The organism is Marinobacter sp. LA51 (assembly GCF_030297175.1).
In the GTDB taxonomy this organism is placed as follows: Bacteria; Pseudomonadota; Gammaproteobacteria; order Pseudomonadales; family Oleiphilaceae; genus Marinobacter; species Marinobacter apostichopi.
Genome location: NZ_AP028070.1, coordinates 1,406,742 through 1,420,181 on the forward strand (window position 1 = coordinate 1,406,742; position 13,440 = coordinate 1,420,181).

Sequence of the window (13,440 nt, forward strand, 5' to 3'; positions counted from 1 at the left end):
ATCATGCTTGAACTTCGCGGCGCTCCCGCGCTTTCGCCATTCCGCTCCCGCAAATTACACACTCGTATCCAGGATGCTGTTCCTGAAGTCGAGCATGTATACGCCGAGTTCATGCACTTCGTCGATCTGGAAGACAGCCTGTCAGCGTCTGAACAGGCCATCCTCGACCGACTGCTGACCTACGGTCCCAGCGTTCCCGTTGAGGAGCCTGACGGCGTCCTGTTCCTGGTTGTTCCCAGGCCCGGCACCTTGTCGCCCTGGTCCAGTAAGGCGACGGACATCGCCCGTAATTGTGGCCTGCGCCAGATTCACCGTATTGAGCGTGGCACGGCTTTTTACATCCGTGCCCGCAAGAAACTGGGGCTCGCTCAGCGCGAGAAAATTGCGGCACTGCTCCACGATCGCATGACCCAGAAGGTATTCCATGAGATGGGCGGCGCCGAACTGCTGTTCAGTCATGAAGAGCCTCGGCCGCTTGGCCGGGTGCCGGTTCTGGCGGGTGGTCGTACGGCCCTGGTCGAGGCCAATAGTCGCCTGGGCCTGGCATTGGCAGAAGACGAGATTGATTATCTGGCGAAATCGTTCACTGATCTTCAGCGGGATCCAACCGACGTTGAACTGATGATGTTTGCCCAGGCCAACTCGGAACATTGCCGGCACAAGATTTTTAACGCCTCTTGGGATATCGACGGTGAAGGTCAGGAAAAATCGCTGTTTGCGATGATCCGCAACACCTTCGAAATGAACAGCGAAGGGGTGCTGTCTGCTTACAAGGACAACGCGTCCGTTATTCGTGGCAGCCGTGGTGGCCGTTTCTTCCCGGATTCGGAGACAGGGGTCTACGGCTACAACCAGGAAGACATCCACATCCTGATGAAGGTGGAAACCCATAACCACCCGACCGCGATCGCGCCGGCCGCGGGCTCGGCCACAGGCTCCGGTGGTGAAATCCGTGATGAGGGTGCCACCGGGCGTGGCTCCAAGCCCAAGGCGGGGCTGAGCGGATTCACGGTGTCCAACCTGAACCTTCCGGGCGATACCCAGCCGTGGGAAATCGGGTACGGGAAGCCAGAGCGCATTGCTTCAGCGTTGGATATCATGATTGAGGGGCCCATTGGCGGCGCTTCATTTAATAACGAATTTGGCCGCCCGAACCTGGCCGGCTACTTCCGTACCTTTGAGGAAAAGGTGCCGGGTGCGGCGGGCGACGAAGTACGCGGTTACCACAAACCGATCATGATCGCCGGTGGTCTGGGCAACATTCGTGAAGATCACGTGGAGAAGGGCCATATCCCGGTTGGCGCCAAGCTGATCGTGCTCGGTGGTCCTTCCATGCTGATTGGTTTGGGTGGTGGTGCCGCTTCGTCCATGGATTCTGGTTCAAGTAACGAGAACCTCGATTTTGCATCGGTTCAGCGCGACAACCCGGAAATGGAGCGTCGCTGCCAGGAAGTGATCGACCGCTGCTGGCAGATGGGCGATCACAATCCGATCTGCTTTATCCATGACGTGGGTGCCGGCGGTCTGTCCAACGCCATGCCGGAGCTGGTGAAGGACGGCGGCCGCGGCGGCAAGTTCGAGCTGAGGGATATTCCCAGCGATGAGCCGGGCATGTCTCCGCTGGAGATTTGGTGTAACGAATCCCAGGAGCGCTATGTCATGGCGGTGGCGCCAGAGAATCTCGACCGGTTCGACTCGCTTTGCCGTCGTGAGCGGTGCCCATATGCCGTGATCGGTGAGGCTACCGAGAGCCACCACCTCGAGCTGGGCGATTCCTATTTCGATGACAAGCCGGTTGATCTTCCGATGGACGTGCTGTTTGGTAAACCACCACGCATGCACCGCAGTGTCAGCCGCGTTTCCTTTACCAAGCCAATCTTTGATTCCACCAAGATTGACCTGAACGATGCCATCCGCCGGGTTCTGCGATTGCCGTCGGTGGGCTCCAAGAACTTCCTGATCACCATCGGCGACCGGACCATCACAGGCTTGGTCGCCCGTGATCAGATGGTTGGCCCTTGGCAGGTGCCGGTCAGCGATGTGGCGGTTACTTCCAGTTCCTTCGACGTCCGTGCCGGTGAAGCCATGGCCATGGGCGAGCGCACTCCGGTTGCGGTTATCGATGCGCCGGCCTCAGGCCGTATGGCGGTTGGTGAAGTGATCACCAACATGGCGGCTGCCCCGATCAGCAAGCTTTCCGATATTCGTCTGTCCGCCAACTGGATGGCCGCTGCGGGTCATCCGGGCGAGGACGAAAACCTGTACGAAACCGTGCGGGCTGTCGGTATGGAGCTGTGCCCCGAATTGGGTATCACTATCCCGGTGGGCAAGGACTCCATGTCCATGAAGACCATGTGGGAGGAAGAGGACAGCGGTGAGCAGAAGAGTGTTACTGCGCCACTCTCCCTGGTGGTTAGTGGCTTTGCGCCGGTCACCGATGTGGCCAAGACCCTGACGCCGCAGCTGATCACCAATGCCGGTGACACTGACCTTATCCTGATTGATTTGGCTGCCGGCCAGAACCGCCTCGGTGGTTCAGCGCTGGCCCAGGTGTATCGCCAGGTAGGCGCGGTGGCCCCGGATCTCGATGATCCAGAAGACATCAAGGCGTTCTTTGCGGTTATTCAGGGTCTGATCAGCGATGCGAAGTTGCTGGCCTACCACGATCGTTCTGACGGTGGTCTGTTTGTCACCCTGGCCGAGATGAGCTTCGCTGGCCGCACCGGCGTTGACGTCAAACTCGATGGGCTGGCAGAAGATGCGTCGCAATTCGCCCGCGAACTCTTCAATGAAGAGCTGGGTGCGGTCATTCAGGTTCGCCGTGAGGACACCGACTTTGTCCTGCAACAGTTCTCTGGCGCCGGCCTTGGTGACCATACCAGCGTGATTGGTACCCTGAACGACGACGATCAGCTGCGGCTGAGCTTCGAGGGTGAGTCCGTGGTGGATGAGCCACGTGTTGAACTGCAGCGTCTGTGGTCTGAAACCAGTTACCGTATCCAGTCCCTGCGTGACAATGCCGATTGCGCCCAGGAGGAATTCGACAACCTGTTGGATGCCGAAGACCCGGGCTTGAGTGCCGAGCTCACTTACGACATCAACGAGGACATCACCGCGCCTTATATCAATACAGGCGCGCGTCCGAAGGTTGCAGTGCTCAGAGAGCAGGGCGTTAACGGCCAGACAGAGATGGCCGCTGCGTTCGATCGGGCCGGTTTCGAATCAGTAGACGTTCACATGAGCGACCTGCTGTCCGGACGGGTCACGCTGGAACGCTTCAATAGTCTGGTGGCCTGCGGTGGGTTCTCCTATGGCGACGTGCTCGGTGCGGGTGAAGGATGGGCAAAGTCAATTCTGTTCAGTGATCGGGTTCGGGATCAGTTTGCCGGTTTCTTCAATCGTCAGGATACGCTTGCTCTGGGAGTCTGCAACGGCTGCCAGATGCTGTCCAATCTGCATGAACTGATTCCCGGTAGCGAGGGCTGGCCGCGGTTTGTGCGCAACCAGTCTGAGCAGTTCGAGGCTCGCCTGGTAATGGCGGAAGTGATGCAGTCACCGTCGGCGTTCCTTGATGGTATGGCGGGCTCACGTATGCCCATAGCCGTCGCTCACGGCGAAGGCCGGATCGAGTTCAACGGTGTGGGTAATGCGGCCAGTTTCACCGAAAACGAATTGGTAGCACTGCGTTATGTCGACAACCGTGGTCAGGCAACGGAACGCTATCCGTTCAACCCGAACGGCTCTGAAGGTGGTATTACAGGCCTGACGACCCGCGATGGTCGGGTGACCATCATGATGCCTCACCCGGAACGGGTATTCCGGGCTGTGCAGCACTCCTGGCGCCCCGAGGGCTGGGAAGAGGACGGTCCCTGGATTCGCATGTTCAGGAATGCGAGGCACTGGTTCGCCTAAAGCTGCGGACTGAACAAAGCCGGCCCTGGGAATGTCTGACGACGATATTTCCCACGGCCGGTTTTTTTATGTCATGGATTCCCGTAATTGACGCAAATATCAAGGCCCAAAACCCGGATTTTTGGCAAAATAGCCCTTGACTCATTTGTTTTATGCACACTGACGGTGCTTGGTTGTGCGTTCTGTGAACAAAGAATGAGAAGCAGGTTCAATTTTTGTGCGCCTAATATAACGTGTTGATAAATAACGATAAAATCAATCGGGTGATTTTGTCGCCAATTTGACACGAGTGCAGTAATTCCGGGGTTTTGGGGCGTGTTCCCAAAAACTTTCCCCAGAGTTATCCACAGATTCTGTGGGTAAGTTTCTAAGCCATTAATCTGTACAAAAAATATCCGAATATTCAGGGGGAGTGCCATGTATAAATTGTGCTATTTCGTGCCCGAGACTCACTTGGAAAAGACCAAGAATGCGCTGTTCAATTCCGGTGCAGGCCGGATCGGTGATTACGACAGCTGTGCCTGGCAATCTCTGGGGCAGGGTCAGTTTCGACCGCTGGCAGGTAGCGATCCTTTCCTGGGCAATCAGGGTGAGCTGGAGGTAGTAGCGGAGTACAAGGTGGAGCTGGTGTGTGAAGACGCCCTGGTCGGTGAGGCGCTGAAGGCACTGAAGCAGGCCCATCCCTATGAAGAGCCTGCCTACGAGGTATACAGAATCGAGGAGCTGTGATCAGTCCTTGCGGGATGCTGCGGACATAGTGTGCCGGATGTCCTGCACGTGGACGCCAAAGGATTCTTTTCGGAAGTCCTCAAGAAACAGTTCCAGGGTTTTTCGGACCGTTGGGAAGGAGAGCTCGTTCCACGGAATGTCCTCAAGGGCAAACAGCTGGGTTTCCAGTGACTCCTCACCCGCTCCGAATTCGCCGTTTTTCAGGGTGGCACGGTAGAACATGTGCACCTGGTTGATATGAGGCACATCGATGATCGAGTACAAGCCCTCGATGTCGACCTCGGCCAGGGCCTCTTCCCGTGTTTCCCGTTCAGCGGCCTCTACGGTTGTCTCGGCGTTTTCCATGAAGCCTGCTGGTAGGGTCCAGTAGCCGTACCGGGGTTCGATGGCACGGCGGCACAGCAGGATCTTGCCCTGCCAGATGGGAACCGTGCCGGCGACAATGCGAGGGTTCTGGTAATGTATGGTCTCGCAGCTTACGCAAACATAGCGGTGGCGGTTGTCGCCCTCGGGGATGCGTTGTTCAACCAGATGGCCGCATGTGCTGCAGTACTTCATGTGTTTCCCCGTATACTGGAAATTGGTTTGGTAGTCAGTTTAACGATCGTGGCTGCCTCTGTCTCATCCAACCTGCGATGTACTCCTGGAGCAACAATTTGCGCGATTTACTTGCCGAACGTTTGGCGGGCTATGCACCCAGGCAGCTGGCACTGGATTATCCGGAAGCCGGTATCCTCGTGCCTATTACAGACGATCATCGTAACCCGGAAATGATCTTTACGTTGAGATCCTCGAATCTGAACACTCATCGGGGCCAGGTTGCCTATCCCGGCGGAAAGCGGGATCCCGGGGATCCATCGCTGGCTGCCACCGCATTGCGGGAGACTCACGAAGAGATCGGCTTGCCTCCTGAGCAAGTGCAGATCATAGCCCCCTTGAGCCAGGTGATGTCCCGATACGGCATTTTGGTCACGCCTTATGTCGGCGTAATACCCGTGGACCACCCCATGGAACCCAATCCACATGAGATTGAGAGCGTATTTCGTGTTCCCTTGTCGTTTTTACTTGAAGATCGGCGTGAGCGTACGGACGCGCTGAACTTCCTTAATCACACATTTTACGTGCCGTGTTATCGCTGGGATCGATATCAGATATGGGGGTTGTCGGCGGTGGTTCTGGTTGATTTTATGAACGCTGTGTACGATGCCGGTATCGATTTGCTCGAACCGCCCGATGCAGGCTTTGGAGGCTGATATGTTTTACGAACTGGATACGCGAATCCCCGAACTGAGTGGCGAAGGTCAGTTTGTTGCGGACAACGCGTCAGTTATAGGAAGTGTGCGCTTGATGGAAAAATCGAGTGTCTGGTTCAACGTGGTTATTCGTGGTGACAACGAGCTGATCACCATTGGCCCTGAAAGTAATGTCCAGGATGGCTCGGTGCTTCATACCGATCCGGGCATTCCGCTGACCCTGGGGCGGGGCGTTACCGTCGGCCACAAGGCCATGCTCCATGGCTGCGATATCGGCGATTACAGCCTGATTGGCATTAACGCGGTGGTGCTCAACGGTGCAAAAATTGGCAAGCACTGTTTGATCGGGGCTAATACCCTGATTCCCGAAGGCATGGAGATCCCGGATGGATCCATGGTGGTTGGCTCGCCCGGCAAGATCAAACGGGAGCTGAATGACAACCAGAAAAAGATGCTGGAGATGAGCGCGGAGCACTATGTGCAAAATGGCGCTCGTTACCTGGCCAAGCTGAAACCTTGTGAGCCGTCCCGATGAGTGTGGCCGATAACGTGCGCTCTCCCTGTGTGCAGGTATGCGCTCTAGATGAAAACGACATGTGCATTGGTTGTCAGCGTACGGGTGATGAAATTCTCCGCTGGACACAAATGACCAACGACGAGCGCAGGGAAGTGCTGCGCCAGGTAGCCGTGCGCGAAGAGAGCGTGGCGCTTTGACCCCAGGCTACTGAAACTCCCCTAAACGGAAAACAGGTTCAGGCATGACAGAAACGACCAGCACGGTTCGAATCGGCACTCCCTATAAAGACGGCGCATTCAAGGTTTTGTTCTGCGGCGCAGGCGAGTTGGGTAAAGAGGTGGTGATTGAGCTTCAGCGTTATGGCGTGGAAGTGATTGCCGTCGACCGTTATGACGACGCGCCTGCCATGCAGGTGGCACACCGAAGTCACGTCATTGATATGCTGGATGCCGCCAGTCTGCGTCGGGTCATTGAACAGGAGCAGCCCCAGCTTATTGTTCCTGAGATCGAAGCCATCGCGACGCCAGAGTTGGTGAAGTTGGAGGACGAGGGCTATCGGGTAATCCCAACCGCTCGTGCTGTGAATCTGACCATGAACCGCGAGGGTATTCGCAGGCTTGCCGCTGAGGAACTTGGGTTGCCAACCTCACCTTACCGGTTTGCGGGCACCCGGGATGAATATCTCGCTGCTATTAAGGAAGTAGGTCTTCCTCTTGTGGTCAAACCGGTGATGAGTTCGTCCGGTAAAGGGCAGAGCACAGTAAAGGGTGACGATAGTGTGGATGCTGCCTGGGATTATGCCCAGTCTGGTGGTCGTGCCGGTAAGGGGCGGGTGATTGTCGAGGGCTTTGTCGATTTCGATTACGAGATCACTCTGCTCACGGTGAAGCATCGCGATGGCGTTTCCTTCTGTGACCCGATCGGGCATCGGCAGGAAGATGGTGATTACCGGGAGTCCTGGCAGCCCCAACCAATGTCGCCGTTGGCGCTGGACCGTTCCATGGAAATTGCCCGTGCTGTCGTCGACAATCTGGGTGGCTACGGACTGTATGGCGTAGAGCTGTTTGTAAAGGATGACGAGGTCTGGTTTTCGGAAGTCTCACCGCGTCCCCATGACACCGGTCTTGTTACCCTGGTTTCCCAGGAGCTGTCTGAGTTTGCCCTTCATGCAAGAGCGATCCTTGGTTTGCCGATTCCGGCGATCAGGCAGAATGGCCCGTCGGCCTCTGCGGTTATCCTGCCCGAGGGGGAGTCTGACAATGTTCGTTTCTCCGGTCTGGAAAATGCCTTGGTTCAGGCAGACACTCAATTGCGCCTGTTTGCCAAGCCGGAATTGAAGGGTCGGCGGCGTATGGGTGTAGCCCTGGCTCGCGGGGAAACCGTTGAGCAGGCGCGTGATCAAGCCCGTGCAGCAGCGACGGCCGTAAAGGTGGAACTCTAGCCAGGCGGGATTGTCTATAGTGGTCTACAATAGAGGGCCCTGTGAGAGGGTGGTTTGAGGCGGTCAGAAACGGTTTTTGAAAAAAGTTAAAACCAACCGTTGACACCTCGGGGCAGGTCTGTAGAATGCGCATCTCTTCTGAGGGACAAGCCACTGACGCAGCGGCTACCGAGGAAGGCAACCGTTTGAAAATGCTGAAGAAATTGAGTTTCAAAATTCTTCAGAAAGCGGTTGACAGAGGCTCGATTCGCTGTAGAATGCGCCTCTCGAAACAAGCAGTAAGCCGGTTGATTTTCGGCGCTTTCCGGAGACGGAAAACATTGAAAATAAACGGTTGACAAGGCGGCGACACGATGTAGAATACGCCACCTTGATTGAGCAGCAGCTCAACCGCTCTTTAAAAAATTGACCAAGTAATTCGTGTGGGCGCTGGCCGAGGTATTTCGGATACGAAATATCAGGACAGTGACTCGTCGAAATTGAGTTTTGTCTTGAGCAAGAATAGAGAATCTTCGGATTCTTGTATGATTTAAACTGAAGAGTTTGATCATGGCTCAGATTGAACGCTGGCGGCAGGCTTAACACATGCAAGTCGAGCGGTAACAGGGGTAGCTTGCTACCCGCTGACGAGCGGCGGACGGGTGAGTAATGCATAGGAAACTGCCCAGTAGTGGGGGATAGCCCGGGGAAACCCGGATTAATACCGCATACGTCCTTCGGGAGAAAGCAGGGGATCTTCGGACCTTGCGCTATTGGATGTGCCTATGTCGGATTAGCTAGTTGGTGGGGTAAAGGCCCACCAAGGCGACGATCCGTAGCTGGTCTGAGAGGATGATCAGCCACATCGGGACTGAGACACGGCCCGAACTCCTACGGGAGGCAGCAGTGGGGAATATTGGACAATGGGGGCAACCCTGATCCAGCCATGCCGCGTGTGTGAAGAAGGCTTTCGGGTTGTAAAGCACTTTCAGTGAGGAGGAAAAGTTAGTCGTTAATATCGGCTAGCCTTGACGTTACTCACAGAAGAAGCACCGGCTAACTCCGTGCCAGCAGCCGCGGTAATACGGAGGGTGCAAGCGTTAATCGGAATTACTGGGCGTAAAGCGCGCGTAGGTGGTTTGATAAGCGAGATGTGAAAGCCCCGGGCTTAACCTGGGAACGGCATTTCGAACTGTCAGGCTAGAGTGTGGTAGAGGGTAGTGGAATTTCCTGTGTAGCGGTGAAATGCGTAGATATAGGAAGGAACACCAGTGGCGAAGGCGGCTACCTGGACCAACACTGACACTGAGGTGCGAAAGCGTGGGGAGCAAACAGGATTAGATACCCTGGTAGTCCACGCCGTAAACGATGTCAACTAGCCGTTGGGGATCTTGAATCCTTAGTGGCGCAGCTAACGCACTAAGTTGACCGCCTGGGGAGTACGGCCGCAAGGTTAAAACTCAAATGAATTGACGGGGGCCCGCACAAGCGGTGGAGCATGTGGTTTAATTCGACGCAACGCGAAGAACCTTACCTGGCCTTGACATGCAGAGAACTTTCCAGAGATGGATTGGTGCCTTCGGGAACTCTGACACAGGTGCTGCATGGCCGTCGTCAGCTCGTGTCGTGAGATGTTGGGTTAAGTCCCGTAACGAGCGCAACCCCTATCCCTAGTTGCTAGCAGTTCGGCTGAGAACTCTAGGGAGACTGCCGGTGACAAACCGGAGGAAGGTGGGGATGACGTCAGGTCATCATGGCCCTTACGGCCAGGGCTACACACGTGCTACAATGGTGCGCACAGAGGGCTGCAAACCCGCGAGGGGGAGCTAATCTCACAAAACGCATCGTAGTCCGGATCGGAGTCTGCAACTCGACTCCGTGAAGTCGGAATCGCTAGTAATCGTGAATCAGAATGTCACGGTGAATACGTTCCCGGGCCTTGTACACACCGCCCGTCACACCATGGGAGTGGATTGCACCAGAAGTGGTTAGTCTAACCTTCGGGAGGACGATCACCACGGTGTGGTTCATGACTGGGGTGAAGTCGTAACAAGGTAGCCGTAGGGGAACCTGCGGCTGGATCACCTCCTTAAACGAAGCCGAATGCTTCGGTCAGAGTCCACACGAATTACTTGGTTGATTAATAAAGAGAGCAGATGGGTCTATCAGGCCCGTACCATTGGGTCTGTAGCTCAGGTGGTTAGAGCGCACCCCTGATAAGGGTGAGGTCGGTGGTTCAAGTCCACCCAGACCCACCAAAATTGCTCAACTCCTGGAGTTGGACAATTTGAGGTAGCTTAAATGGGGCTATAGCTCAGCTGGGAGAGCGCCTGCCTTGCACGCAGGAGGTCGGCAGTTCGATCCTGCCTAGCTCCACCAATATTTACTGACTAACTTCGGTTAGCAGTGTCCAGAAACAAGCATTTCGGTTTAATGACATCGGTTGTTAAGCGAAGTTCTTCTTTCTGATCACTGGGTCAGATTTGCTCTTTAACAAATTGGACGAGAAAGAACACGAGTACGATTCTCTCATTATCTCCGAGAGGACGTATTCAAGTGATAGCGATTTCAAGCGTTATCCGGTGTTGTCGTTGAAGTGGTTGTGATATCGCTTCAAGGAACTGTCTCGAAATAACCTCTTTATCAGGCTTGCCTGGTAACGAGCGTTGCTTCGTTCACAGTTGTCTTGGGGTTATATAGTCAAGCAACTAAGCGCATACGGTGGATGCCTTGGCAGTCAGAGGCGATGAAAGACGTGGAAGCCTGCGATAAGGTTCGGGGAGCTGGCAAACGAGCTGTGATCCGGACATTTCTGAATGGGGAAACCCACCCGATTTCGGTCGGGTACCTTGCACTGAATACATAGGTGTAAGGGGCGAACCGGGGGAACTGAAACATCTAAGTACCCCGAGGAAAAGAAATCAACCGAGATTCCCTAAGTAGCGGCGAGCGAACGGGGATTAGCCCTTAAGCTAAACAATTGGTAGGAGAAGGCTCTGGAAAGTGCCGCCATAGTGGGTGATAGCCCCGTATCCGAAACCTGAGTTTAGTGAAATCGAGTAGGACGGGACACGTGGTATCCTGTCTGAATATGGGGGGACCATCCTCCAAGGCTAAATACTCCTGACTGACCGATAGTGAACCAGTACCGTGAGGGAAAGGCGAAAAGAACCCCTGTGAGGGGAGTGAAATAGATCCTGAAACCGTATGCGTACAAGCAGTCGGAGCAGACTTGTTCTGTGACGGCGTACCTTTTGTATAATGGGTCAGCGACTTATGTTCAGTGGCGAGGTTAACCGTTTAGGGGAGCCGTAGGGAAACCGAGTCTGAATAGGGCGATTTAGTCGCTGGGCATAGACCCGAAACCGGGCGATCTATCCATGAGCAGGTTGAAGGTTGAGTAACATCAACTGGAGGACCGAACCCACTGTCGTTGAAAAGCCAGGGGATGACTTGTGGATCGGAGTGAAAGGCTAATCAAGCCCGGAGATAGCTGGTTCTCCCCGAAAGCTATTTAGGTAGCGCCTCGGACGAATACCACAGGGGGTAGAGCACTGTTTCGGCTAGGGGGTCATCCCGACTTACCAACCCGATGCAAACTCCGAATACCTGTGAGTACTATCCGGGAGACACACGGTGGGTGCTAACGTCCATCGTGAAGAGGGAAACAACCCAGACCGCCAGCTAAGGTCCCCAAGTACCAGTTAAGTGGGAAACGATGTGGGAAGGCTCAGACAGCTAGGAGGTTGGCTTAGAAGCAGCCATCCTTTAAAGAAAGCGTAATAGCTCACTAGTCGAGTCGGCCTGCGCGGAAGATGTAACGGGGCTCAAACTGGTCACCGAAGCTGCGGCTGCATACTTTGTATGCGGGGTAGGGGAGCGTTCTGTAAGCCTGCGAAGGTGAGTTGAGAAGCTTGCTGGAGGTATCAGAAGTGCGAATGCTGACATGAGTAACGACAATGCGGGTGAAAAACCCGCACGCCGGAAGACCAAGGGTTCCTGCGCAACGCTAATCGGCGCAGGGTGAGTCGGCCCCTAAGGCGAGACCGAAAGGTGTAGTCGATGGGAAACGGATTAATATTTCCGTACCTTGGATAGCTGCGATGGAGAGACGGAGAAGGCTAGGTGAGCCGGGCGACGGTTGTCCCGGTTTAAGCGTGTAGGGAGTGGACTTAGGCAAATCCGGGTCCACAATTCTGAGACGCGACGACGACTGCTCTTTTAGAGCGGGAAGTCATTGATGCCATGCTTCCAGGAAAATCTTCTAAGCTTCAGGCTATTCGAGACCGTACCCCAAACCGACACAGGTGGTCAGGTAGAGAATACCAAGGCGCTTGAGAGAACTCGGGTAAAGGAACTAGGCAAAATGGTGCCGTAACTTCGGGAGAAGGCACGCTGGTTGTAGGTGATACCCCTTGCGGGTGGAGCTGACGCCAGTCGAAGATACCAGGCCCCTGCGACTGTTTATTAAAAACACAGCACTGTGCAAACACGAAAGTGGACGTATACGGTGTGACGCCTGCCCGGTGCCGGAAGGTTAATTGATGGGGTTAGCATTCGTGCGAAGCTCTTGATCGAAGCCCCGGTAAACGGCGGCCGTAACTATAACGGTCCTAAGGTAGCGAAATTCCTTGTCGGGTAAGTTCCGACCTGCACGAATGGCGTAACGATGGGGGCGCTGTCTCTACCCGAGACTCAGTGAAATTGAAATCGCCGTGAAGATGCGGTGTATCCGCGGCTAGACGGAAAGACCCCGTGAACCTTTACTATAGCTTCACAGTGAACTTTGAGCATGTTTGTGTAGGATAGCTGGGAGGCTTTGAAGTGGGAACGCCAGTTCTCATGGAGCCAACCTTGAAATACCAGCCTGACATGTTTGAGGTTCTAACTTGGACCCCTTATCGGGGTTGAGGACACTGTGTGGTGGGTAGTTTGACTGGGGCGGTCTCCTCCCAAAGCGTAACGGAGGAGCACAAAGGTGGGCTAAGCATGGTCGGACATCATGCGGTTAGTGTAATGGCACAAGCCCGCTTAACTGCGAGACAGACACGTCGAGCAGGTACGAAAGTAGGTCATAGTGATCCGGTGGTTCTGTATGGAAGGGCCATCGCTCAACGGATAAAAGGTACTCCGGGGATAACAGGCTGATACCGCCCAAGAGTTCACATCGACGGCGGTGTTTGGCACCTCGATGTCGGCTCATCACATCCTGGGGCTGAAGCCGGTCCCAAGGGTATGGCTGTTCGCCATTTAAAGTGGTACGCGAGCTGGGTTTAGAACGTCGTGAGACAGTTCGGTCCCTATCTGCCGTGGACGTTGGAGATTTGAGGAAAGCTGCTCCTAGTACGAGAGGACCGGAGTGGACGAACCGCTGGTGTTCGGGTTGTGTCGCCAGACGCATTGCCCGGTAGCTATGTTCGGATAGGATAACCGCTGAAAGCATCTAAGCGGGAAGCCCCTTCCAAGATGAGATCTCCCTGGACCTTTAAGGTCCCTAAAGAGCCGTTCAAGACCAGGACGTTGATAGGTCGGGTGTGTAAGCGCTGCGAGGCGTTGAGCTAACCGATACTAATTGCTCGTGCGGCTTGACTATATAACACCCAAGACAA

General features: G+C 55.0%; 7 protein-coding genes, 2 tRNA genes and 2 rRNA genes. 10 read left to right on the forward strand and 1 reads right to left on the reverse strand.

Going from position 1 to position 13,440, the window contains the following annotated elements; genetic code table 11:
- Positions 1 to 3 precede the first annotated feature (3 nt).
- Entirely contained in the window at positions 4 to 3,912 is a 3,909-nt protein-coding gene (purL, locus tag QUE89_RS06445; RefSeq protein ID WP_286222387.1) for a phosphoribosylformylglycinamidine synthase, read from the forward strand.
- Between the two features lie 417 nt (positions 3,913 to 4,329).
- Positions 4,330 to 4,641, forward strand: coding sequence for a YqfO family protein (locus QUE89_RS06450; RefSeq protein ID WP_286222388.1), 312 nt, complete (start codon positions 4,330 to 4,332; stop codon positions 4,639 to 4,641).
- Here the strand turns inward: QUE89_RS06450 and QUE89_RS06455 are convergent, their stop codons facing one another.
- Entirely contained in the window at positions 4,642 to 5,199 is a 558-nt protein-coding gene (locus QUE89_RS06455) for an NUDIX hydrolase (protein ID WP_286222389.1), read from the reverse strand.
- Between the two features lie 98 nt (positions 5,200 to 5,297).
- Between QUE89_RS06455 and QUE89_RS06460 the strand changes: the two genes are divergently transcribed.
- The 8 genes from QUE89_RS06460 to QUE89_RS06495 all read left to right on the forward strand — a co-directional run bounded on the left by QUE89_RS06460 (position 5,298) and on the right by QUE89_RS06495 (position 13,424).
- Entirely contained in the window at positions 5,298 to 5,894 is a 597-nt protein-coding gene (locus QUE89_RS06460) for an NUDIX hydrolase (RefSeq protein WP_286222390.1), read from the forward strand.
- 1 nt (position 5,895) lies between these two features.
- Positions 5,896 to 6,429: a gamma carbonic anhydrase family protein gene (locus QUE89_RS06465; protein WP_286222391.1), complete on the forward strand. Its 534-nt coding sequence runs from the start codon at positions 5,896 to 5,898 to the stop codon at positions 6,427 to 6,429.
- On the forward strand, positions 6,426 to 6,608 hold the full coding sequence (locus tag QUE89_RS06470) for a DUF1289 domain-containing protein (RefSeq protein ID WP_286222392.1): 183 nt from the start codon (positions 6,426 to 6,428) through the stop codon (positions 6,606 to 6,608). The genes QUE89_RS06465 and QUE89_RS06470 overlap by 4 nt, the downstream gene beginning before the upstream one ends.
- A 44-nt stretch (positions 6,609 to 6,652) precedes the next feature.
- On the forward strand, positions 6,653 to 7,852 hold the full coding sequence (gene purT / locus QUE89_RS06475) for a formate-dependent phosphoribosylglycinamide formyltransferase (RefSeq protein WP_286222393.1): 1,200 nt from the start codon (positions 6,653 to 6,655) through the stop codon (positions 7,850 to 7,852).
- 531 nt (positions 7,853 to 8,383) lie between these two features.
- Positions 8,384 to 9,923, forward strand: a 16S ribosomal RNA gene (locus QUE89_RS06480).
- Positions 9,924 to 10,012: 89 nt separating this feature from the next.
- Positions 10,013 to 10,089: transfer RNA gene (locus QUE89_RS06485), tRNA-Ile, on the forward strand.
- A 45-nt stretch (positions 10,090 to 10,134) separates the two neighbouring features.
- Positions 10,135 to 10,210, forward strand: a tRNA-Ala gene (locus tag QUE89_RS06490).
- 319 nt (positions 10,211 to 10,529) lie between these two features.
- Positions 10,530 to 13,424, forward strand: a 23S ribosomal RNA gene (locus QUE89_RS06495).
- Together the 16S and 23S rRNA genes with 2 tRNA genes alongside form the textbook arrangement of a ribosomal RNA operon.
- Positions 13,425 to 13,440: the final 16 nt, after the last annotated feature.

What these genes read in the sequence shown, in the direction of transcription:
- QUE89_RS06465 (WP_286222391.1), top strand. Translation starts at nt 5,896, where the DNA reads ATGTTTTACGAACTGGATACGCGAATCCCCGAACTGAGTGGCGAAGGT.
- QUE89_RS06470 (WP_286222392.1), top strand. Translation starts at nt 6,426, where the DNA reads ATGAGTGTGGCCGATAACGTGCGCTCTCCCTGTGTGCAGGTATGCGCT.
- purL (WP_286222387.1), top strand. Translation starts at nt 4, where the DNA reads ATGCTTGAACTTCGCGGCGCTCCCGCGCTTTCGCCATTCCGCTCCCGC.
- purT (WP_286222393.1), top strand. Translation starts at nt 6,653, where the DNA reads ATGACAGAAACGACCAGCACGGTTCGAATCGGCACTCCCTATAAAGAC.
- QUE89_RS06455 (WP_286222389.1), bottom strand. Translation starts at nt 5,199, where the DNA reads ATGAAGTACTGCAGCACATGCGGCCATCTGGTTGAACAACGCATCCCC.
- QUE89_RS06450 (WP_286222388.1), top strand. Translation starts at nt 4,330, where the DNA reads ATGTATAAATTGTGCTATTTCGTGCCCGAGACTCACTTGGAAAAGACC.